At 60.6% G+C, this 23,309-nt stretch carries 17 protein-coding genes; 7 read left to right on the top strand and 10 right to left on the bottom strand.

Features of this window, described 5'->3' with window-relative positions; genetic code table 11:
- Window positions 1-277: 277 nt before the first annotated feature.
- The 3 genes from TSA66_RS06860 (at window position 278) to TSA66_RS06870 (ending at window position 5,644) form a co-directional block, all read left to right on the top strand.
- Window positions 278-3,124, top strand: a complete 2,847-nt coding sequence (locus TSA66_RS06860) for an adenosylcobalamin-dependent ribonucleoside-diphosphate reductase (RefSeq protein WP_040039501.1) — start codon at window positions 278-280, stop codon at window positions 3,122-3,124.
- Between the two features lie 185 nt (window positions 3,125-3,309).
- Entirely contained in the window at window positions 3,310-4,662 is a 1,353-nt protein-coding gene (locus TSA66_RS06865) for a TrpB-like pyridoxal phosphate-dependent enzyme (protein ID WP_040039502.1), read from the top strand.
- 76 nt (window positions 4,663-4,738) lie between these two features.
- A complete protein-coding gene (locus TSA66_RS06870; RefSeq protein ID WP_040039503.1) occupies window positions 4,739-5,644 on the top strand; it encodes a patatin-like phospholipase family protein in 906 nt (301 codons plus the stop codon).
- Window positions 5,645-5,854: 210 nt separating this feature from the next.
- Here TSA66_RS06870 and TSA66_RS06875 read toward each other — a convergent pair whose 3' ends face one another.
- Window positions 5,855-6,982, bottom strand: a complete 1,128-nt coding sequence (locus tag TSA66_RS06875; RefSeq protein WP_040039504.1) for a porin — start codon at window positions 6,980-6,982, stop codon at window positions 5,855-5,857.
- 115 nt (window positions 6,983-7,097) lie between these two features.
- Here TSA66_RS06875 and TSA66_RS06880 point away from each other — a divergent pair, with 115 nt between their 5' ends.
- Both TSA66_RS06880 and TSA66_RS06885 read left to right on the top strand, forming a co-directional pair.
- A complete protein-coding gene (locus TSA66_RS06880; protein WP_157691628.1) occupies window positions 7,098-7,271 on the top strand; it encodes a hypothetical protein in 174 nt (57 codons plus the stop codon).
- Between the two features lie 35 nt (window positions 7,272-7,306).
- Window positions 7,307-7,510, top strand: a complete 204-nt coding sequence (locus TSA66_RS06885) for a hypothetical protein (RefSeq protein ID WP_040039506.1) — start codon at window positions 7,307-7,309, stop codon at window positions 7,508-7,510.
- A gap of 238 nt (window positions 7,511-7,748) precedes the next feature.
- On the opposite strand, the gene TSA66_RS06890 is transcribed toward TSA66_RS06885, so the two are convergent.
- The 7 genes from TSA66_RS06890 to TSA66_RS06920 form a co-directional block, all read right to left on the bottom strand.
- Entirely contained in the window at window positions 7,749-8,177 is a 429-nt protein-coding gene (locus TSA66_RS06890) for a c-type cytochrome (RefSeq protein ID WP_040039507.1), read from the bottom strand.
- A gap of 313 nt (window positions 8,178-8,490) precedes the next feature.
- A complete protein-coding gene (locus TSA66_RS06895) occupies window positions 8,491-10,098 on the bottom strand; it encodes an oleate hydratase (protein WP_040042295.1) in 1,608 nt (535 codons plus the stop codon).
- A gap of 295 nt (window positions 10,099-10,393) precedes the next feature.
- Complete coding sequence (gene glf / locus TSA66_RS06900; RefSeq protein ID WP_084199945.1) at window positions 10,394-11,545, bottom strand: UDP-galactopyranose mutase; 1,152 nt, start codon at window positions 11,543-11,545, stop codon at window positions 10,394-10,396.
- Window positions 11,546-12,032: 487 nt separating this feature from the next.
- The gene (locus tag TSA66_RS28110) at window positions 12,033-12,740 is read right to left on the bottom strand and encodes a host attachment protein (RefSeq protein WP_332309934.1); all 708 of its coding nucleotides are present in this window, start codon (window positions 12,738-12,740) and stop codon (window positions 12,033-12,035) included.
- A gap of 99 nt (window positions 12,741-12,839) precedes the next feature.
- Entirely contained in the window at window positions 12,840-14,060 is a 1,221-nt protein-coding gene (locus tag TSA66_RS06910) for a sensor domain-containing phosphodiesterase (RefSeq protein ID WP_040039508.1), read from the bottom strand.
- A 76-nt stretch (window positions 14,061-14,136) separates the two neighbouring features.
- Window positions 14,137-14,559, bottom strand: a complete 423-nt coding sequence (locus tag TSA66_RS25430; protein WP_052452161.1) for a response regulator — start codon at window positions 14,557-14,559, stop codon at window positions 14,137-14,139.
- A gap of 152 nt (window positions 14,560-14,711) precedes the next feature.
- The gene (locus tag TSA66_RS06920; RefSeq protein ID WP_052452162.1) at window positions 14,712-16,952 is read right to left on the bottom strand and encodes a hybrid sensor histidine kinase/response regulator; all 2,241 of its coding nucleotides are present in this window, start codon (window positions 16,950-16,952) and stop codon (window positions 14,712-14,714) included.
- A gap of 320 nt (window positions 16,953-17,272) precedes the next feature.
- Here TSA66_RS06920 and TSA66_RS06925 point away from each other — a divergent pair, with 320 nt between their 5' ends.
- Window positions 17,273-18,226, top strand: coding sequence for a DMT family transporter (locus TSA66_RS06925; protein WP_052452163.1), 954 nt, complete (start codon window positions 17,273-17,275; stop codon window positions 18,224-18,226).
- A gap of 37 nt (window positions 18,227-18,263) precedes the next feature.
- Here the strand turns inward: TSA66_RS06925 and TSA66_RS06930 are convergent, their stop codons facing one another.
- Entirely contained in the window at window positions 18,264-20,990 is a 2,727-nt protein-coding gene (locus tag TSA66_RS06930) for a bifunctional diguanylate cyclase/phosphodiesterase (RefSeq protein WP_084199390.1), read from the bottom strand.
- Between the two features lie 167 nt (window positions 20,991-21,157).
- Here TSA66_RS06930 and TSA66_RS06935 point away from each other — a divergent pair, with 167 nt between their 5' ends.
- Window positions 21,158-22,414, top strand: coding sequence for a TIGR03862 family flavoprotein (locus tag TSA66_RS06935; RefSeq protein WP_094299041.1), 1,257 nt, complete (start codon window positions 21,158-21,160; stop codon window positions 22,412-22,414).
- A gap of 14 nt (window positions 22,415-22,428) precedes the next feature.
- Here the strand turns inward: TSA66_RS06935 and TSA66_RS06940 are convergent, their stop codons facing one another.
- Window positions 22,429-23,160: a lipoyl protein ligase domain-containing protein gene (locus TSA66_RS06940; protein WP_052452164.1), complete on the bottom strand. Its 732-nt coding sequence runs from the start codon at window positions 23,158-23,160 to the stop codon at window positions 22,429-22,431.
- Window positions 23,161-23,309 lie beyond the last annotated feature (149 nt).

A 23,309-nucleotide genomic window follows, 5' to 3' on the forward strand; every position in this document is an offset into this window, starting at 1 on the left:
CTTGACCTAGATCAATTAATATCGCCGTCCGCGTCTTATAGAATGACCCGCTGTCAGCCAGCGCGCCGTGACATTTCGACGGAATGAAAACAAGGTGATACAGCTAAATGTAAGTCGGCGTAGGCGGTGCATAATGAATAGCATCGCGAGCTGACCATGACCGCTTGTCACCGTGCTTGCATTCCCGCATCCCGCGCAGCCAGTTGACACCGATTTCCCGATTCCCTGCAAATTTTTTCGACGGGCCGGCTCATATGCCGATGCCCAGGAGACCTCTATGCATCAACTTGAAAACCCCGTGATCGCGCTCGCCGAGCCGCAAGATATCTCCACCGAAGTACTGATCGAGAAATACGCGAAAGGCGACGAGACCACCATCGAGCAGGTGCAGACGCGCGTTGCGTTCGCGCTGGCCGAGGTCGAGCCGCAGAAAACCCGCAAGAAGCACGCCGACGAATTCCTGTGGGCGATGCAGAACGGCTTCATCCCGGCCGGGCGCGTCTCCAGCGCCGCCGGCACCGGCCTGCAGACCACGCTGATCAACTGCTTCGTGCAGCCGGTGGGCGACTCGATTACCGAAGACGCCGCCGGTAAACCCGGCATCTACCGGGCGCTTGCGCAGGCGGCCGAGACCATGCGCCGCGGCGGCGGCGTCGGCTACAACTTTTCCGCGATCCGTCCCAAGGGCGCGATGGTCAAAGGCACCGGCAGCAGCGCCTCCGGTCCGATCTCGTACATGAAAGTGTTCGACCGCTCCTGCGAAACCGTTGAGTCGGCCGGCGCGCGGCGCGGCGCGCAGATGGCGGTGCTCAACGTCGATCACCCGGACATCTTCGACTTCATCACCGTCAAGCAGGAAAAGGGGCAGCTCAATAACTTCAACGTGTCGGTCGGCGTCACCGACGCCTTCATGCGCGCGGTGGAAAGCGACGGCGAGTTCGAGCTCGCGCACGTCACCGAGCCGAACGCCGACTTCAAGAAGAAGGGCGCCTACCGTCGCGACGACGGCAAGTGGGTGTATCGCAAGATCCAGGCGCGCGAAGTGTGGGACCTGATCATGAAGAGCACCTATGCCGCAGCCGAACCGGGCGTGCTCTACCTCGACCGCATCAACACCGAAAATAACCTTGCCTACTGCGAAGTCATCGAAGCGACCAACCCGTGCGGCGAACAGCCGCTGCCGGACTACGGCTGCTGCTGCCTGGGCAGCCTGAACCTGAACGCCTACGTCAAGGAGCCGTTTTCGGAAGCGGCCAAGTTCGACTTCGACCTGCTCGCGAAAGTCACCAAGATCGCCGTGCGCATGCTCGACAACGTGCTGATCGCCACCAAGTGGCCGCTGCCGGAGCAGGCGCGCGAAGCCGACGCCAAGCGTCGTCTGGGGCTGGGCTTCACGGGTCTTGGCGACGCGCTGATCATGCTCGGCGTGCGCTACGACACCGAAGAGGGCCGTGCGCTGGCTGGCGAAATCTCGCGCGTGATGCGCGACGCCGCCTATGAAAGCTCGGTGGAACTGGCGAAAGAGCGCGGCGCCTTCCCGCTGTTCGACGCCGACAAGTACCTGCAGGGCGGCTTCGCGTCGCGCCTGCCGGAAGAGCTGAAAGCGCAGATCAAGAAGCACGGCATCCGCAATTCGCACCTGACCTCGATTGCGCCAACGGGCACCATCTCGCTGGCGTTCGCCGACAATGCCTCCAACGGCATCGAACCGGCATTCTCCTGGTTCTACAACCGCACCAAGCGCATGCCCGACGGCAGCAAGAAGGATTACACGGTCGAAGACCACGCCTACCGCGTCTACCGCGCGCTCGGCCACGACACGGACAAGCTGCCGGAAGCTTTCGTGTCCGCGCTGGAAATCACCGCGACCGACCACATGCTGATGGTGGCCGCCGTCGCCCCCTACATCGACGCGGCGATTTCCAAGACCGTCAACGTGCCGGAAGACTATCCGTACGACGAATTCCAGGACCTCTACCTGCAAGCGTGGAAGAAGGGCTTGAAAGGCATCACCACCTATCGCCCCAACAGCGTGCTCGGCGCCGTATTGTCCGTGCCGACGGCTGCTGTCGCCAACCCGCAACCGATGACGCTGCCCGAACAGGATAAGCGCCTGGTGCTGAAAGAACTCGCCACCAAGCCCGTGCTGGCCTCGCTGCGCTGGCCGTCGCGCCCGGGCCTGCCCGCCGGCGCCTCGGCCTGGATCAGCGAAATCATCCAAACGCCGCAAGGCGAATTCGCGGTCGGCGTATCCGACAAGGGCAACATGCCGTTCGAAGTCTGGGTGCTCGGTGGCCAGCCGCCGCGCGGCCTCGACGCCGTCGCCAAGACCCTGTCGACCGACATGCGCGCCAACGACCGCGGCTGGATGCGCCGCCGCCTGGCGCTGCTGGCCAATGCCTACGGCGACCCGTTCGACATGCCGATGCCGCCGAATGGCCAGATGGTGCAGGTGCCCAGCGTGATCGCCGCCTTCGCCAAGCTGGTCGAATGGCGCTACAACCAGTTGGGCGCGCTCGACAAGCAGGACCACGAAGCCACGCCGGTGCTCGACGCGCTGTTCGCGCCGCACGAGCCCAAGACCGGCACCGACGGCACGCTCGCCTGGGTCGCCGACGTGTGCAATCCGGCCACCGACGACGACTTCGTGCTGATGCTCAAAGAGCTGCAAATGCCCGACGGTACCCGCCGTCCGTACAGCATGTGGCTCACCGGAGGCCATCCGCACACGCTCGACGGCCTGTGCAAGCTGCTCTCCCACGACATGCGCGTGGTCGACCCGGCCTGGATCGGTATGAAGCTGCGTAAACTCCTCAACTACGCCGAACCGCGCGGCGACTTCCTCGCCCGCGTGCCCGGCAGCGAAAAGCAGGCCAGCTATCCATCGACCGTGGCCTACATCGCGCAACTGGTGATCCACCGCTACGCGATGCTCGGCATCCTCACCGAAGAAGGTTTGCCGGTGAAGTCGATGGGCGTCGTCACCGACGAGCCGACCCATCCCGCCAAACCGGCACCGACCATGCACGGCAAGCAGTGCAAGGAATGCGGTAACGCCGCGGTCATCAAGAAGGATGGCTGCGAGTTCTGCACCGCCTGCGGCGCCATCGGCGCCTGCGGCTGACGCGCTCGGCAGTCCACCACATGCCCCTCTCCTGAAAACGGAGAGGGGCAGGGGCTCCGATGTAGGAGCGCCTGGCGCAGGGGTGAGGGCGTTCGCCACACCCGCATCCCTTTCTCATTTACTTCACGCATCACCCATGTAATCGCAAATCCCCATCCACCGCTGCCATTTCCAGAGGAGACACCATGTCGCAAACCAAGATCCTGCTCGACGAATCCGATATCCCGACCCACTGGTACAACATCGTGGCCGACATGCCGAACCCTCCGGCGCCGCCGCTCGGCCCCGACGGCAAGCCCCTCTCACCCGACGCGCTGGCTGCGATCTTTCCGGCCAGCCTGATCGAACAGGAAATGTCGGCAGAGCGCTGGATCGCCATCCCGGAAAAAGTGCGCGAGATTTATCAGCTCTGGCGCCCGACACCGATGTTCCGCGCGCACCGCCTCGAGGCCGCGCTCGGCACCCCGTGCAAGATCTACTACAAGTTTGAAGGCGTCTCTCCCGCCGGCTCGCACAAAGTGAATACCTCTGTCGCGCAGGCCTACTACAACGCTGAAGCCGGCATCAAGCGCATCGCCACCGAAACCGGCGCAGGGCAGTGGGGCAGTTCGATGGCGCTGGCCGGCCAGATGTTCGGACTCGAAGTGCGCGTGTACATGGTGAAGGTCAGCTACCACCAGAAGCCGTACCGCCGCTCGATGATGCAGACCTGGGGTGCCGAAGTGTTCGCCAGCCCTTCCGAGCAGACCAACGTGGGCCGCGCCGCACTCGCGGAAAACCCCGACAACCAGGGTTCATTGGGCCTGGCCATCTCCGAAGCGGTGGAAGAAGCCGCCTCGCGCGCCGACACCAATTACGCGCTCGGCTCGGTGCTCAACCACGTGCTGCTGCACCAGACCGTGATCGGCCTGGAAGCGAAGAAGCAGTTCGAAAAGGTCGGCGACTACCCCGACATGATCTTCGCGCCCTGCGGCGGCGGCTCCAACTTCGGCGGCGCAGCCTTCCCCTTCCTCGCCGACAAAGCCGCCGGCAAGAACGTGCGCCTGGTCGCCGTCGAACCGACTTCCTGCCCGACGCTGACGCGCGGCCACTACGCCTACGACTACGGCGACACCGCGAAGCTCACGCCGATGACCCTGATGTACACCCTCGGCCACGACTTCATGCCGCCGGGGATCCATGCAGGCGGCCTGCGCTATCACGGCGACTCCGCGCTGGTATCGCAGCTCTATCACGAAAAACTGTTAGAGGCCGTCGCCGTGCCGCAGCTCGCCACCTTCGACGCCGGCGTGCGCTTCGCACGCTCGGAAGGCATCATCCCCGCGCCGGAATCAAGTCACGCGATCGCCGCGTGTATTGCCGAGGCATTGCGCTGCAAGGAAAGCGGAGAAGCAAAGACGCTGTTCATCAACCTGTCCGGCCACGGCCACTTCGACATGGGCGCGTATGACAGCTACTTCAGCGGCAAGCTGCAGGATTTTGCATATCCGGAGGAGGCGATCAAGGCGGCGCTGGAGAGGTTGCCGAAGGTGGGCTAAGCGATTGGTGGCGCAAGGCCGGCACGTGTGCCGGCCACGCCACGGCGCGATCACTTTGATAGTAGAAAGGAAAGCCGTGCAACGACGCCGTCCCACCATCGGAATTGCACTCGGCAGCGGCTCGGCGCGCGGCTGGGCGCACATCGGTATCATCCAGGCGCTCGAACGCGCCGGCATCGTGCCCGACATCGTGTGCGGCACCTCGATCGGCGCGCTGGTTGGCGCGGCCTACGCCGATGGGCAACTGGAGCGGCTTGCAAGCTGGGTAAAAAGCCTCAGCTGGCAGTCGGTAGTCAGCTTGCTCGACCCCACCATCGACGGCGGGCTCATCCAGGGCGAAAAGCTGCTCGCATTCTTTCGCGCGCACTTCAACGACAAGGACATCATCAAGCTGCCAAAGCCGTTTGGCGCCGTCGCGACCGAACTCGTCACGGGGCGCGAAGTGTGGCTGCGCAATGGGTCGGTGATCGAAGCCGTCCGTGCATCGATCGCCTTGCCCGGACTGTTTACGCCCGCCCAGCTCGATGGATGCTTGATGGTGGACGGCGGACTGGTCAACCCGGTTCCCGTGTCGCTATGCCGTGCGATGGGCGCCGACATCGTGATTGCGGTCGATTTGAACTGGGACCTCATGGGGCGCCATGCCGCACGCGAAGCGCAACCTGCGCAAGCGGCAGCCGGCAGGCTTGCCTCGATTCTGGACAAGCTGCCGCTAGGGCTCGGGCGCTTGAAAAGCGGGCCGGCGGCATCGACTGAAATGCCATCCATTTTCGATGTGCTCAGCATCAGTCTCCACATCATGCAGGTGCGTATCACTCGTAGCCGCCTAGCAGGCGAACCAGCCGATGTGATGATTCGGCCGCGTCTCGCCAACTTCGCACTGATGGATTACCACCGTGCTGCCGCCGCCATTACGGAAGGAGCACGCGCGGCCGAACTGGTGTTGCCGGAGTTGGAGGAGTTAATCGGTGGGGCTGGTTAGCGGAAGACTTGAGTGATTTACGTCAGGCCCGGCTCCATTAACGGTGATTCACTATGTCGAGTCTGACCCCACGTATATATGGGGTCAGACTCGATAAATTCTTAAGTCGAGTCTGCCCTCCGTTTACGTATTGGTAGACGCCCGCCATGCCCGCGCCCTTGTCACAGGCATATTTGCGCATGCCACCAAATGCGCGAACAGCTCGACCGACTAGAAGAACAGGATGCCGCCCAAGGATACGCCGTTCATGCGGGCGGTAGTGCCATCCACCGCTTTCGAGCGGGTCTGGCCTATTTCGCCTACCAGCGTGACGCTTTTGGTCAGCGCATAGTAGGAGCCGAGCGTGATGTTGCTGTTGGAGCGCAGGCCGGTCGTGTCTTCCTTGTTGCGGCTGATGCCGTAGCTGGCGCCGAGTTTCAGCTTGTCGCTGGTTTTGTAGGTCGCCTGCAGCAGATAATCGGTCGTGCGGATATCGCCCTGGTCTCCTTCGCTCAAGATGCCGAGGCCCTTGCCGGTCTGGACATTGGCGAGCACGCCGAGCGCACCTGCAGTGTAGGAGCCGCCGATTTCAAAACCGCTCATCCGATACTCGCCGGCGAGGGAGGAGGTGTTGAACTTCTGGGTCTTTGCGCCGAACCAGGTCTTCAACCCATCCTGGCTGTAGCTCAGTTGCGCCTGCACCTGAGGTGTCGATCCGGCGCCGGTGCCTGCGGCGTCGGCGCTGACCGGGCTGACCAGCGCTGCATCGACCTTGAAGCCAGCCGATGTCGGCGAGCTGTACGCGATCTGGCCGTAGGTGCCGAGGTAGCTATAACCCGCGCCGATGTGCCCGAGCGCGACACGGCCGCGTTGCGTCGCCTGCACCGGTGCGCCGGCGCCCAGCAGCGTCATGTCGCCCAGGATCGCGCCGGAACCGAAGATGCCGTAGTCGCGGCCCAGCTTGAGGGTGCCGAGGTCCGCGTTACCGAATGAGAAAAACGCCTGGCGTACGTCGACGCCGCTGTTGGCTGCAATCGCGCTGTCGGTCGCGGTATGGGCCATAATGCCGATGGTGCCGGCGACATCGTATTCTCCCTGCTTCGATTTCACGCTCGTGATCAATCCGTTCGGCAGCAAGCCGTTGCCGATGGTGGTGCGGCTGCCTTGGCCGCCGCATCCCAGGGCACGGCCGGCCAGTGCAGTACCGCCAACCACGTCGTCAGAGCAGTTCACCGCTGTGTAGTAGGCGTTCACAATACCGCCGACCGAAACGGTCCATTCACCGGCCTGCATATCGACCGCATAGGCCGCCTGGGTTCCGACAATTGCAAATCCTCCCGCTAATAATATTTTTTTCATTCATCTCTCCCTTGGTTAATATTTAAAGGTCGCCACTAATTGGCTTGCGGACTATCGCAAATTGCATGCCGACAACGAGGCGTTCGCATGTGAGGGCCTGCAAGCAGCTAATCTCATGGCGGCATCGGTAGATTTCATGCCGCTGCGCGCGGCCCTGTTACGCCATTCAATCGCTTTGTTTGTGCGCCTGAGCCCTTCCTCGGCAGCGCCAAACAGCGGTTTCCAATTGTGTGAATTTGGATCGATCAGCAACAACAGTGCTCAAATTTTGATCAATGCTCTACTGTGAAGAATATAGATAGGATTAGCCTCGGAGGCCTCCCCGTGCCGGAATCGAGCCACGCGATTGCCGAGGGCTTGCGCTGCAAGGAAAGCGGAGAAGCGAAGACGCTGTACATCAATCTGTCCGACCACGGGCACTTCGGCATGGGCGCGTACGACAGCGACTTTGGCGGCAAGCTGCAGGATTATGCTTGTCCGGAGGAGGCGATTAAGGCGGCGTTGGAGCGGTTGCCGAAGGTGGGGTAGGTTTGATGTTGCTTTGATGTTGATGCGGCGGAGCCTTGAGGCTTCGCCCTTTTGTTTGCTCGCGTACGGAAAACGGGGGCAGGTCTTGCAATCAAGCGGATGTGTGACTGCAAGACTTAACCCGAAAGCGGTGGTAATAGACTGCGAGGGGCTTGCGAACAGCAGTTATTCCTTATCCGTGAGCGCAACCACTCTTTCCATGCGGACTACAATCCAATCGAAAATAAGCGCTCTGCGTTCAGCGCGCCTGAATGCGATTAAGATATTCGACCAGCATCAGGATGCGTCCACGAACCACGGCTGCCGCGTCATAGTTGCCGCGCGCTTCCTTGTAGAATTCGGCGTTCTCGATCTGGAACTCCTTGCCCCAAACAGGCATGGTCCGCGTGCCATGGCTTGGCACATTGGCGCCTTCGATCACTTCGTATAATCGTGCCGTCGGCAACACTCCGCCATTCTTCTTGGCGAGCTGAGTCAGGTCCGCAGGGCTGCTGCGCAGTTGATCCGCCATCGGGCCGTCGCCCTTGCCATTTATGCCATGGCATGTCGCGCAATTTGATTCGAATTCCTGCTTGCCAAGGTCTATTTTCTGTTGCTGCGCGAAGACAGCTCCACTGTAAGCCGCCATGCCAACAACAATCAGCCATACTTTAATTGTAGTTTTCATTTTATGACTCCAAGAAGTTGATCAACGATCAGTTGCGGGCGAAGGCTTATGCCGAACTCCAACCCTTCGTTGATCTTAGAGCCGCCTACTACCGTGTAAATTGACCCCTATCAGCTTAGCTGGACTTTATCTATTTCTGGCTATGTGGCAAGCGCAGGGGGCGCTTCGCGCACCGATTCGACGAGAGCGATTTGCTGCGACAGCGCGCCCCCGATGAATCCGTCGGCATTCGTGCAGAGGTAGGGGCAGACTCGATCATTCCCTTATGTCGGGTCTGCCCCCTATCCACACGCACTCCAGCCGCCTTGCGCCCTCAATGAAAAGCAGCTTCGAGTGCCTGCAAACCAACCTTGGGATCAAGCATGCCGTTGTAGATATCGGGAATAGCCCGATTTACGCCGAGCAGCTGATAGACGGCCACCATGGCGCACCGCACGGAATACTCGACGGTGAACACCACATCGTCTTCCAGTTCGACAAACTGCCCAAGGAAGGCAAAATTCTCTGCTCCTTTCGGCAATACCAGCGGGCGGTCGCCTGGGGCCCGGCAGGCAAAGAGCGCGGACGCGTACGGAAGCATGACCGTGGTTACATCCGTCGTCGCAAGCACATGGTCGAGAATGTCATCGAAGCCCAGATGATGAACCAGCTCGGTCAAGATTTCTTTGCCGGTAGCCTGGCTCATGGATTTCCTGACATAGTCGCCCACCTTATCGATCTGAAATCCATATCCCCAAAGCGTGAACGTATCCTTCGGCAGATCGGCGAAGTGCGGTTGGTGAGGCACGACAATCGACAGGTGCCAGCCCGATTCATGCCACGTCATCAAGGCGCCGGTGCCGGGTTCATTGCCCGAGTAGGCGGCAATCCGGTTGAGCAGGGCGTCGTCGCGCATGGTCAGCGTGAACGACTCCCACTTGTGCTCGTCGATGTTGCCGTAGAAAGCGGCAGGCCGGCCGAAGTCGGGCGCCTTTTGCGCAATCTTTTCCCACAGTGACCAGCCATGGTCGCGCCGGTCTCGCACCAGTTCCGGCACGTCGTCGTTGCCGCCATAACGCGCGTCGGCCGTGATCGATCCCAGCGTGAAGAAAGCCAGGTCATTGGCGCCCAGCGCAATCTGTGCTGGGCTCTGCGCATTGTCGATATGCAGGCAGGTGGCACGGCGCCCCTCGTCCGCGGAGCCGGTAAAGTCGGCGTCGATCACGCGTGTGCCAAAGCGGACGTCGACACCTTGCGCAACCAGCCAGCGCTGCAATGGCACGACCAGCGAGTCGTACTGGTTGTATTTGGTCCGCTTGACACCGGCCAGCGTATGGATCCGTGGGAACTCCTGCACAAAGCGCAGAAAATAGCGGCGCAGTTCTGCTGCGCTATGCCACTTCTGGAACGCGAAGGTGGTGCGCCACATGCGCCAGAAATTCGTGGTGAAAAAATCCTCGTCAAAAAACTCATCGATACGACGGCTGCCGATCTGTGCTTCACCGAGCGCCAGCAGGCGTAACATTTGCGCACGATTGCGCATGGAAAAACCGAGCTTGCCGGCATCAACGATTTCATGGTCGGCGTTGATGAGCCGCGCCTTGGCATTCGTCTGGACATGGCTATTGAATTGCCGGCATTCCTCCCGCACCGACAAGGTGGCATCCTCGAGCGACGGAATGGTGTCAAACAGATCCCACATGCACAGATACGTCTCGTCCGTCAGCATGCGGCCGCCTCGTGTGACCCAGGCATGCGCCGGCGGCTGGTTAGGCGCGTGGCCGCCATCGAGCGCGCCGCCGGGCAACCCCAACTCTTCAAGAATATGAATGTTGGCAGCAGGGACCTTGCCGTCGCGTATCGCAAATGCGGCGGCTGCCATGCCGGCGATACCGCCGCCGACAATCCAAAGATGGGCAGATGCCGGATTTATGTTGTGCATTGATTCAGCCGATTTCATTTTCAATTCCTCTTTTTATGAGAACGGACCATGTTCGCTTCACCTGGTATTTCAGGAGGCGTCTGCAGCCGACTAGCGACCGTACAGGACATTAAACTGCTAAATCCGCGCGCGCGGACGTTCGTATTGGGGCAAGAAAACGCAATGGATCATTGCTGAAAATGGCGTGAATCGACGAGAACGAATCGATGTCGGCCGAAGTGGGCGCTGCGATCGCTGCACAGGCGGTCGGCTGCACCATCACTGAACAGGCGAGACAGCCAGGTGCCTGAGCGGCCTACCCCAGCGGATTGACGACGAATGCCGGCATCGGCGCGTCATGGGAACGGGTGGCTAGAAAACGCTGGGCGGCATCCAGCGCTTCGCCGATCGTTACATGCATATCGAGATAGCGGTAGGTGCCGAGACGTCCGACGAAGGTCACGTTTCTTTCATGATTGGCTAACGCAATGTAGTGCTTTAGCTGCGACTTTTCCTGCGCCAGCTGGATCGGATAATAAGGCGTGTCATTCTCTTCGCAGAAGCGGCTGTATTCCTTGAAGATCAGCGTGTTCTCATGCGTCTCCCAGGCTGAGAAATGCTTGTGCTCAGAAATGCGCGTCCATGGAATGTCTTGGTCGCAGTAGTTGATGACCGGGTTACCCTGATAGTCCCCGGTGTGGCGCTCAGTGACGAAATCCAGCGTGCGGTATCCGAGGCGGCCCTCCGGATAACCGAACCACGCGTCGATCGGGCCGCTGTAGAAGACGTGGTCATACTCCTTTGCCATGCTTCGCGCGAAGCCGGTGCCCAGATGAAGTGCGATATCCGAATGGTCGAGCATGCGCTGCACGATATGGGTATAGCCGCGCCTTGGCATCCCCTGGTAAGTGCTGGCGTAATAGTTGTCGTCATAATTGAAGCGCACCGGAAGCCGGCGCAGGATGCTGGCCGGCAGTTCCGACGGGTGCATGCCCCATTGCTTGACCGTGTAGCCCTTGAAGAACGCGTCATACAGGTCGCGCCCAACGAAACGCAATGCCTGCTCTTCAAATGTCTGTGGCTCGTCGATGCTCTTGTCCGCGACCGATTCCAGGAACGCTTGTGCTTGCTCGGGATTGAAGGTTTTGCCGAAAAACTGATTGATGGTCAGGAGGTTGATGGGTAAGGAAAACACCCGGCCGCGAGCGATCGCCTTCACCCTGTTCGTAAAAGGCATAAACTCGTCGAACTGGCGTATGTAGTTCCATACTCTTTCACTGCTCGTATGAAAGATATGCGGCCCGTAGACATGCACCATCACGCCGGTCTCGCCATCCCGCTCGGTATGGCAATTTCCGGCAACATGCGAGCGGGTTTCAAATACGTCGACCGCATGGCCTGCCTGCGCCAATTCATGCGCAATCACCGCTCCGGAGAAGCCAGCGCCGACGATGCCGATTTTTTTCATGGTTTTCATTTCGCTCGTGGGTTTCGTTGGCACCGGCATGCGGAGCATCGTGATGGCGCTGCTCGCCAGCAGGGCGAGCATGCAGCAGCCGGCATCGCATTCGTCGGCAAACGTGCAATCGGTGTTTCGGTAAAGTATTTCGCTGATTGCACAGGCATCACCGACCATATCCGGGCCGGATTTTGTGACACTCCCTTGTTGGCGGGGAGCGACGTGAAACCAGCGCCTGTGATTGTCAGGGCAACGCTCCTTTCCGACGCCGGCTGGAGAAGTCAGTTGCGGATCTCGGGAACAGTAGTGCGCGCCTGGAAATCGGGATGACTGCACGCATACCCAAGGTGCATTGGTCGCCCCCATTGCTCAAGGACGATGACCTGTGAAGGTTGCCGGACGCGCTGCCGATGAACTATCTGGCTTCGCTTTAGGCGACCGGTGCCTGTCAGTGGCACATCGCTTTACTACTCGGCAAGCGTCCCGTCACAGGCACTCAATGCATCTGGATATGCTGGCGCAGCTCTTCCGGGCTGAAGTGGGTGTAGTCCTTGTTGAGCTCGAGCTTTACTGCGTCCTGCAGTGAAGGGTCGAGAAACTTGCGCAGTGCGCCGAGGAATTGCGGCGATACCACCAGCGACAGTTGCTGGAAACGCCCTTCGCGGTGCGCCCGCAGCAGATATTCGGCGATATCGCGCGCGAAAAACTCGGCCGCCCGCTTGTCGGGCATCTGCTTCGGCTCGAAGGTCTTGTTCGGCGTCGCCCCGCCCACGTTATGGATACTCTTGCCCGCAGAGGTCGGCCCCATGCGGTCGGTCTCCACCTCGCTAGTGCTCAGGCGGGCGGCGTCATTCACCATATCCTCGAACTCCTCGAGTGGATCCGTGAGGTTCGACTGGGAAAAGAACCTTGCACGACTTGCGTTAGCTGAAACAATCCAGGTCGCGGCCACGTTGTCCTCCTTGAGGCGTTGATAAATACGTACGATGCGCAAAACGGATGAAATGTTCCCACGCTTAAGCCGCTGACCTGGCTTCCGTCGTCGTGCTTCTTGCCTCTGGCAAAAAACGGGCGCTGGCCGTGCAATCAGCAGAAATGTGATGGCAGGGCCTACCGCGGAAGTATGCTTGTCAAGCGCGCTGCAGTTTGTCGGTATTGCCGGGGGAATTCCGGCCCCGCTTCCAGAGCGATCCGACTGGCACACGGCGCAAGTAATGACAAGTCCTGAAGGGTAAGTTTTCTTCCATCAACCAGACCAAGACGTGGCCAATGCGCGCGGGGAATTGGCCGCAGTTAATGGTCGCTAATGGCAACAGATTTGCGCTGCCTGCGAAAGAGGCATCGGCCGCCCGATATAGTATCCCTGCACCTTGGTGACTCCCAGGCGCCGGAGGGTCTTGATTTCCGATTCGGTCTCGACGCCCTCCGCCACGATGGCCGTTCCCGTTTCTTCTGCGAATTTGGAAAACGCCGCCGCCAAAGCCCGGCGCGAGCTATCCGTGTCGATATTGCGCGTCAAACTGATGTCCAGCTTGATGCGGTCCGGGGCGAGGTTCAGGATATGGCGGAAACTGGCATAGCCGGCGCCGGCATCATCGACGGCGATTTTCAGGCCGCGATGACGAAACGGGCGAATCAGTCGCGCCAGCTCATCGTAGTGGTCAACGACGGCATGTTCCGTAATTTCCAGCATCACGCGATGCAGCGTCTGATCTTGGAAGATCTCCTCCAATACGCCGTCCAGAATGTATTCTGGCGATATGTTCACGGACATGTATATGTCGTCCGGTAAATGCTCCATGGCGCGAAGCCCGAGACGGATCGCCCTGGCTTCCAGTTCCGATCCCAGGCCCACTTCCTTTGCATCGCAAAACCACGCATCCGGTGGACGATACGGGTCTGGGCTAAAGCGGGACAGCGCTTCGAAACCGACGACCTTGGCTTGCTCCAGGTCGTAGATTGGCTGATACACCATGGACAGGCTGTCACTTTCAAGCGCAGCCAGAATTTTTCCTTCAAGCGTCTTCTGGCGAAGCGATACCTCGCGCTCCTTGTCGATCAATCTTGCCGCGACATCGGCAAACACCCGCATCATGTTGAGATCGCGCGCATCCAGCGACTGGTCCGGCGAATAACTGAAGCAGCAAAATGTGCCATAGTAACTTCCATCGGCCAGCAAGATGGGAACACTCAGATGCGCGCCGACCGGCAGGGCGTGCGTGACGGGGAGCGCAGCGGCAACCGGGTTTTGCTTCGCATCACACATCAGTTCCGGCAGCCGGCCATCGACAACGCGCTGACAATACGATTCCTCCAGCGGGTCGCTTGCGCCGGGTTGGACCGGGTTGTCTGGGCCAGGGGGATCCACCGTGCGGAATACCCGCCGGCCCCGTACAAATTCCGAGACAAATGCCACATCCATTTGCAGGTGTTGGCGAATCGCATTCAATAATTGCGGAAGCGATTCACGCCCCTGAATCTCGGACTCGCCAACACTTTGCAGAAGTAAATCGGAGAAAGCCATGTGTTCCTACTCTGTCATCATTAACTGAGAAGAGGGGAATCCGATAAAGTTCAGAGAGGAAAACGGGATTAACGCTTCAATCAGCTTTACTTGGGGGTATTGGCCGCATAGGAGTGCGTTTGCCCGCGACCGAATAGGCGTCAATGGCTTTTGAGAGCTCCGCAAACTTGACCGGTTTGCGAAGCGTCATGTCGAACGCCGAACGCGCCGTGCCGTCTGCGTAGGGGGCAGCACCCGAAATCGCAACCAGTGCGACATTGGCGAAAGACGGCATCGCGCGGATCCGTCTTGCAAAGTCCAATCCGCTCATCTCGCCCGGCAAATTGATATCGCAAAATACGATGTTGGGCTGTATTTCGGTGAGGAGTCGCAAACCGGCGTCTGCGTTCGTGACGCAAGTGGCGACACACCCCTTTACTTCCAATATGTCCCTGAGAACTTGCGCAAAGTACTGGTCGTCCTCGATGACGAGTACCTGAATTCCATGTGAATTTTCCATACTCGTCCTGCGATTTTGCTTGTCGCGGTAAATGCATCCAAAGAGCAACTGTACCGGGCAAGCAGGCCGTTTTCATCTTGAAACCGGATATTGTAGCGCTTAGTGTTACTCAAATTTTGTGAAACCCGGAGACGGGCGCTCGGTCGACGGGGCTACGTATTTTGCTGCACCAGCGTTGTGACGAGTTGCGTGAAGTCATGCAGCTTGAATGGCTTTGTCATCACTGCCGTTCCGGCTTCCCCGAAGCTCTCGTCGGGCCGTGCATCGGCGACGTAGCCGGTGATGTACAGGACCTTCAAGTCGCCTTGCAGCCTGCGAGCCGCCTCGGCTAGCTTTTTGCCGTTCAACACGCCCGGCAGCCCGATGTCGGTGACCAGCAGCTGGATCTTTTCTTGCGCTTCGATGATGCGAAGGGCGGATGCGCCGTCCGGCGCCGGCATGACTTGGTAGCCTAGGTCGCTCAATGCTTCCGAAAGAAGATTGCGCAGCGGCGCTTCGTCCTCCACGAGCACAATCGTGGCGGCTTCCGAGGAGCGAGGCACGCGGGGTGGTGCGGTTGCGCCCCCATCCTCGGGGATGACGCCATCAAACGCGGGCAGATATATCCGGACCGTCGTGCCGGCATGTACCGTGGACGCGATTCTTATTTCTCCGCCGGATTGCTTGACGAACCCGTAGACCATCGACAGGCCCAGGCCGGTCCCGTGCCCCAGCGACTTCGTTGTGAAGAATGGTTCGAATGCCCGTTGCAGCACTTCCGGCGTCATGCCGGTCCCGCTATCGGCGACGGCGATGGTGACGAACCTGCCGCGCGGCAAGCCGTTCGCAGCATCCGCAGCGGATCCGTCTATCAGAACGTTTGAAGTCGTGATCGTCAGCTGCCCCCCTTCGGGCATGGCATCCCGCGCATTGATCGCGAGATTCAGTAGCGCCGAATCCAGCTGATTCGGATCGCACAGGGTGTTCCAGCCGTCATCGGCGAGCGCCGTGTGCATTTGCACGGCTGGCCCGACGGTGCGCTGGATGAGCTCCAGCATGGAGCGGATTCTGTCGTTAACACGGGTCGGCGTGGGCGACAGCGGCTGCCACCGGGAGAATGCCAGCAACCGCTGGGTAATGGAGGCTGCCTTGTCGACGACCGCCTCGGCCCTATCAATATGCCGTGAAACGGCCTCGCGGTTATCCTGCGCGAGGCGTATGCGCATCAGTTCCAGATTGCCGGAAATGCCGGCCAGCAGATTATTAAAGTCGTGCGCGATTCCGCCGGTCAGTTGCCCGATGCCCTCCATCTTCTGGCCGTGCCGCAATGCGTCTTCGACCGCTTCGCGACGCGCCACTTCGTGTTCCAGATTGTCGGCAACCTCTCGCCACTTTTGGGCGGCAATCTTCTGGCGGTACGATTGCTGCATCACCAAGATCAACAGCACGACGAGCGCGCTGGATACGGCAACCGCGGTCCCGCCGGCCATCATCACATCGCGCCTCCACTGTTCGAGCGCGACGCGCTTCTCGATACTAAAGCTGACATAGAGCGGAAAGTCTCTGATCTGGCTGTACGTATTGATGCGTTCGATTCCATCGACTTGGGAAACCGCCGTGTAGGCGCCCCGCGGCGACTGCTTGATGTGCATAACAAAAGGGCCGTTGGGATTGAGCCGTTCCGGGCTTGTCAGCGCCGGATAGCGCACCATCAAGGTGCCATCTTCGCGCATCAGCGGGATCAGATAGCCGTCGGACGGCGCAAACTGCCGCCAGAAGCTAATGAAATAGTCGATCGGAACGCAGGTGAAAATGACGCCGTCAAATGCGCCATTGGCATCGGTACGGGCAACGCTGATGGCAAACTGGCGCTTGCCGCTTACTCTTCCTGTATAGGCTTGGCCGAAAAACCTTCCCCGGTGTCCGCCGTTTTTGTGGGCGAGGAAGTAATCCCGGTGCGCGATGGTGGTATCGGCCGGGTACGCCAAATTGCTCGCCCATACTCTGCCTTGCGCGTCGGCGATGCCGATGACGGATACCTGGGCGAAATTCGACGTAAGGTGTGCCAGCGCCTGCTGCAGTCTTTTGTCGGCCGCAATCTGGGGCCAGGTCTTGCCGTCAGCGAGCATCGCGACCTCGCTGATGATGAGCGAGTGCGCCTGCAAGACGTTATCAGCATGCTCTACCAGCGCGACAACCAAGCGCTGCGCGCGAGAATGGACGTCCTCGAGGGTGACGCCATGCCGGTGCCATGAAAACCACCCGGCGATCAGCGCTGGAAGAACGAGGGAAAGCAGAAGCAATATCCGCAGGGACCATGAGGCGTTGCTCACCATGCCCGGCTCGTAGAAGGCGAGCCACCAGCGGCGCGGGCCTTGGATATTTCCCTTTTTGGGCACTGCGGTATCGTTCATTTATTTCGAGTTTTTAATCACCGCACGAAGGAGGGTTTTTGGCCGCGCCACGCCATTGACCGATGCGGCATTTGATCTGACTTTTCCCGCGATTATCCAGGCCTTGCGGGCACGGCTAGAGGGTAGCAAATAGGTGACCCATTATAGGGAGAATTGTCATGAAAACATTAAATGAAGCGAAAATGGATGGGACATCCTCTGCGTTCTCCCTTCACGATCGGTTCGCTTCCATTCATGCGCCGAGCATCTCTGCCCACATCTCCGTACAATGATCGGCTCGATCGACCTTCTTTGCCCGACTAATCAACCGAGTCCCTTTGATGAGCTACACCCCAAGTCGCACGCTGGCCTATGGCTGCCTTGCCCTCTCCATGTCCTTAGTCGGCAGCTATGTCGCCTTGTCAAAGCCGCTGGCCATCGTCTTTCCGGTTTTTCTGCTGGCCTGGCTGCGCTTTGGCATCGGCGGGCTGGCGATGCTGCGCTGGCTGAAAAAGCCGACGGCCGAGCAGCCGATGTCGTGGCAGACCAAGAAGCTGGTATTCCTCGAATCCTTCCTTGGCAATTTCCTGTTCACGATCTGCATGATTTCCGGCGTGCGCATGACCAGTGCGGTGTCGGCCGGCGTGATCATGGCCACCATTCCGGCAGTGATTGCGCTGATGAGCTGGGTCTTCCTGAAGGAGCGCATTGGGCCGCGCATCTGGGCGGCGGTGGCTTGCGGCGCACTGGGCATCGGCCTGCTGGCGCTGGCCAAGCCGTCGCATGGGACGGGCGAGATCCAGCAGGCGGCCTGGCTCGGCAATCTGCTGGTGTTCGCGGCGGTGCTGTGCGAAGCGTCGTATGCGGTGATCGGCAAGAAGCTCACCGCGGTGCTCAGCCCCAAGCGCATCAGTTCCATCATCAACCTGTGGGGCTTCGCGCTGATGACGCCGCTGGGCCTGTATATGGCGGTCGGCTTCGACTTTGCGTCGGTCGCGCCCGGCACGTGGCTGCTGCTGGTGTTTTACGGGCTGGCTGCGAGCGTGTGGACCGTGTGGTTGTGGATGACCGGGCTGAAGTCGGTGCCCGCCGCGCAGGCCGGCGTGTTTACCGTGATGCTGCCGGTGAGCGCCGCGCTGGTGGGCGTGGTGGTGCTGGGCGAGACGCTGACCGGCATCCAGATGGCTGCTTTCGCCGTTTCGCTGGCCGGCGTCCTGCTCGCCACCGTGCCGACCCGCAGCGCGAGTGCGGCGCTTTCCTCTCAAACCGGCAGCACCGGGAAGCTCGAGGCGTAGGGGGCACGCGTGCACGGGCGCCCGTGCCCCGCACCTGTCATGCGCCACCCACGCCATGCATCGGCTCGTGCGGCAGCGGAAGCAGAGACCGGGGCTGCCGCATAATCCGGGATATTTCGTTCGCCGCAATCGCCTTCGAGATGAAGTGCCCCTGAATTTCATCGCAGGATAGCGCGCGCAGCGCGTGCAGCTGCTCCGGTGTTTCGACACCTTCTGCCACCACACACATATCGAGTGCGGCCGCCATCGATACGATGGCGCGAAACACCGTGTAACCTTCCACCCCTTCGCACAATGCGCGCGTGAACTCCTGGTCGACCTTGAGCACGTCGACGTCAATCCTGTGCAATTGGGCCAGGGAAGAATGCCCGGTGCCGAAATCGTCAATCATGAGCGTGATGCCAAGCCGCCGCAGTTCGGCCAGCTCCCGCGATACGGTCTGGCTATTGTCAATGACCGCCGTCTCCGTGATCTCGACCTCGATCAGGGAGGCATCGAGTCCGTGTTGCGCAATGCATGATGCAATGGACGCGCTGACGTGGCCGTTCTTGAGCTGCTGCGGCGAGACGTTAATCGAGACCGGAACCAGGTCGAGCCCCTGCGACCGCCATTGCGCCAGCTGTGCGCAGACTTTGTTGATGACCAGTTCGCCCAGCGGCACCACGAGCCCGATGTCTTCGGCTAAATCAATGAATTCGGCCGGACAGACTGTGCCGCGTTCCGGGTGTTCCCACCGCACCAGCGCCTCCATGCTGCTCAATGTGCCAGATGTCACGCCGACGCGCGGTTGATAGTGGACGATGAATTCATCCATGTCGATGGCGTGGCGTAACGCGCGCTCCTTGCTCATTCGCACCAGCAATGCGTCCGACAGATGCGACTGGTAGAAGTGATAGCGCCCCTTGCCGGCGGCCTTGGCCGCATACATCGCAATGTCCGCATGTTTCAGCAAGGCCTCGGCGTCCGTCCCGTCTTGCGGATACATGCTGATTCCGATCGATGCATTCACCTGGTTGCCCGTTCCGGCCGCCAGCGTGAACGGCACCTTCAGGGCGCTGACGATGGTTTGCGCAATATGCGCAACGTCGTCGCCGGCATTGATGTGTTCGAGAATGACGGTAAATTCATCGCCACCGAGGCGAACGACATGGTCGCTGGCGCGCACCGCGTCCTTCAGCCGGCGCGCCGCCTGCTGCAACAGTTCGTCGCCGGCTTCGTGCCCCATCGTGTCGTTGATATTCTTGAAGTTGTCGAGGTCAATGAACAGCACCGCCAGCCGCTGTGCGCCATGCTCGGCGTGCTTGACGGCCGTCGGCAGAAAAGTGGTCAGCCAGCGCCGGTTGGGCAGCTTGGTCAGCGCGTCGCTGTTGGCGAGGTGGGATAAGGCTTCTTCATGGTGTTTCGCTTCCGAGATGTCCCTCACCGTCAAGGCCAGCCCTGAGCTGGACCGTATCATGCGGCGATAAATCCATGTCGCGTGAAGCGGGCTGTAGGAGGGCACGCGCACTTCGCTTTCGCTGAACCCGTGCTCCAGCGTGCGCTGGCATAACAAAAACACTTCGTCCCGATATTCCGTCGGGAGCAATTGCGAAACGTGGGCTCCGATCAAGTCTTGACGCTGCTTGCCGATGAGGGCCGCGCCACGTTCGTTGCAATCCTCGATCAGAAAGTCGACAGCCTCGTTTTCCTTGCCGTAGATCGGTCGAATCATCGCAAATCCCTCATCGGCCGCATCGGTGGCAAGACGGTACGTTTCTCGCACGTCTTCTTCGCGCTGGCGTCGCCAGGCAATATGCGCCGAAAAATACGTGCCGCCGATGGCCAGCAGGGCAAGAAGCAGGGTGCCGATTTTTGCCGCTTGCCGGTGACTTTGTGCAAGTTCTCGGTAAGAGGCAAGCGCTTCGTGTTCCGACAAGGCGGCCAGCGCCACTAATGGATAACCTTGCAGCTTTCGCCATGCCACGATGCGCGCTTTGCCATCCCTGAATTTTTCCGCCGATTCCAGCGCGACGCCCGCCTGGGTCGGGAAGATGGGGTCTTGCCGGTAGTAGACACGAAATTCATGGGAATTTCCTCCGAGCCGAGTCGCCAGCAACGGGCCGTTCGTCATGCGCAGCGAAATGAAATCAGTCTTGGAGAGTCCTTCATCCTGAAACGAGCTTAGGTAGGACGATTCGACGGAAGCAAAGGCGACCCCGTCAAAAGAGCCGTCGGCTTTATTGAGCCTCCTTGAAAATCGGATCACTATTCGGTCCACGCGCTTGGCAAGTTCGGGCTTGCTAATCAAAAGGCCGGCGCAGCAGCCGCTTTTTTGCTGTTGAAAGAATTCAGTCGTACTGAAATCGGGATGGGTGCCGGTCAAGAGCGTACTGGTGGCCAGGCGGCCACGCGCATCGATGGCGGTTACAAATACCGACGCGTCATTGGGGAAAAGTCCCCAGCGCTTCTTCTTTTCCAAATCGACAGGGATGGAAGGCTCTTCCCAGTCGTACTTGAGGTTCAAGACCATCTGGTCGATTTGCTGAATGGTCTGATTCAGTTGTGTCGCGTACGAGCTTGCCGCAGCGGATGTCTGCCGGAAAGCCGATTGCCATGCATTCTCTTTTTCCTGGTTAATTTGATCCTGGGTAATACTCCAGAGCACGACGATGAAGAGCAGGCACGCGAGTGGCCAGAGCAGGATTTGAACGATGCCTTTCCAGTCGAGCAAGCGCCCATAGTCTTCGGAGGACAGTCTTAATGCCTGGGAGAATCGGGTACGCATGTGTGAATGGCACTGGCAATAGCTATTAAGAAACCTCTGGTTTGAGTTAGTTCAATGATTTCCTGGCAGGAAGGTAACCGGGGACGTCGGGCTTTGACGCCGGCCGCAATGGCGAGCGGATCATTTCCTTGCCATCGGCTTGGCTGAAAGATTGGATAATGTCGTCCATGAACGAGGACAACCATTCCATGAAGCGCGTCGCCATCATCGGCGGCGGGCCGGCCGGCCTGATGGCCGCTGAAGTGCTCAGCGGGCACGGCTTGCAGGTCGCGGTATTCGACGCCATGCCGTCGGTCGGCCGCAAATTCCTGTTGGCCGGCAAGGGTGGCATGAACATCACCCATTCCGAGCCGATCGACGCCTTCCTCGGACGCTATGGCGCGCGCCGCGAACAGATCGCGCCCCTGCTCGACGCCTTCGGCCCGCATGCGCTGCGCGAATGGATACACGGCCTCGGCATCGAAACCTTCGTCGGCACGTCGGGACGCGTTTTCCCGACCGACATGAAGGCCGCTCCCTTGCTGCGCGCCTGGCTGCACCGCCTGCGCGAAGCCGGCGTGCGCTTTCACATGCGGCATCGCTGGCAGGGATGGGAGGGCAAGCCCGCAGACGGCAAGTTGCGTTTTGCGACGCCTAGCGGCGAGCAAGTCGTGCATGCCGATGCCGTGCTGCTCGCGCTCGGCGGCGGCAGCTGGGCGCGCCTTGGCTCGGACGGTGCCTGGGTGCCGCTGCTGGCGGCACAGGGTATTGCGGTCCGGCCGCTGCAGCCGGCCAATTGCGGGTTCGACGTGCCGTGGAGCGAGCATTTCCGCACGCGCTTTGCCGGCGAGCCGGTCAAATCCGTGGTCGCCAGCGTCGTCGACGCGCAGGGACAGACGCACACGCGCCAGGGCGAATTCGTCATCAGCGCCAGCGGCATCGAAGGCGGCCTGGTTTATGCATTGTCGGCGCATCTGCGCGAGGCGATTGCGCTGCATGGCGAAGCGACGCTGACGCTCGACCTGGCGCCAGGCAAAGACTTGCAGCGCGTGACCGATGAAGTCGCGCACCCGCGCGGCTCGCGCTCGATGGCGTCGCATCTGCAGAGCAGGGTCGGCATCCACGGCGTGAAGGCTGGATTGCTGCGCGAACTGGCGTCGAAAGAGACGTATGCGGACCCGCGCCGTCTGGCGCAGGCGATCAAAGCGCTGCCGCTGAAGCTGGTGGCGCCGCGCCCGATCGACGAAGCGATCAGCAGCGCCGGTGGCGTGGCGTTCGAGGCGCTCGATGCGCATCTGATGCTGCGCGACGTGCCAGGCGTATTCTGCGCCGGCGAAATGCTCGACTGGGAAGCGCCAACCGGCGGTTATCTCTTGACCGGCTGCTTTGCCAGCGGCCGCGCCGCCGGACTTGGCGCACTGGCCTGGCTTGCCGGCCGGCCGTGAGCCGGCGCGCTGCCCTAGCGCTCAGCCATCGGCAAGGCGAGCACGTCGCGCAGCGCCGCATCCAGCGCCGTCGCCATGTCTGTTACCGCAATGATGCGGCCAGCCTGTTCGGCACAGGATGTGGTGCAATGCTCCAGAGCCAGGGCTTGCTCGACCGGCTTGCCCATCGCCTGGCACAGCAGCGGCCATTCGGGGCGATCCAGCAATAATCCCGCCACGAGCAGATTGCCGGTGCGGCGGCGGACCTGCGCCAGGCCGACGATTTTCCGCTGGTCGACCACGACTTCCCACGGCGACAGGCCGGCAAAGCAGGCCCAGCCGAGTTCGCTGTTGGCATGGCGCTGCTGGCTGGCCTTGGCGGCTTCCGGTGCAAGCGCTTCAGTCGCGATGCCGGCGCCGCTCAACACCGACACGAACAGCTCGCCGAGCCAGCGGTAGCTTTGCACGGCGCTGGCCGTCACCAGCGGATGCGAAGTGGGCAGCACGATGGAGGCGCTCAGCATCCATGGGCCGACCAGCACTGCGCCGCCGCCGGCATGGCGCTGCACCAGGTCGAGGCCGGCGCGCTGCACGCTTTGCGCCTCGCTCACCAGCCCCCGTTGCGAACAGCCCAGCACGACCGCCGGGGCGCGGTAACGCCAGAGCCGGAAATCCGGTCGTGCTACGGGAGCGGCAAGCTGCTGCTGATTCCACGCCTGCTCGGCGCGGTGGACCGCAATTTCTGCTGCAAGTGTTGGGAGGGACATGAACGACTCCTCATGCGAATCGGGAAGTGTCGCCGAGCTTGTTGGCCTCAGTCAATCCGGTCGGATGCTTATTCCATCAATGTCCACGTGGCATGCCCATTGATAGTTGCATTTTATGCATCCGCAAATCCGCCATTTTCAAAATAGTC

It is taken from the genome of Noviherbaspirillum autotrophicum (assembly GCF_000818395.1).
GTDB lineage: Bacteria > Pseudomonadota > Gammaproteobacteria > Burkholderiales > Burkholderiaceae_D > Noviherbaspirillum > Noviherbaspirillum autotrophicum.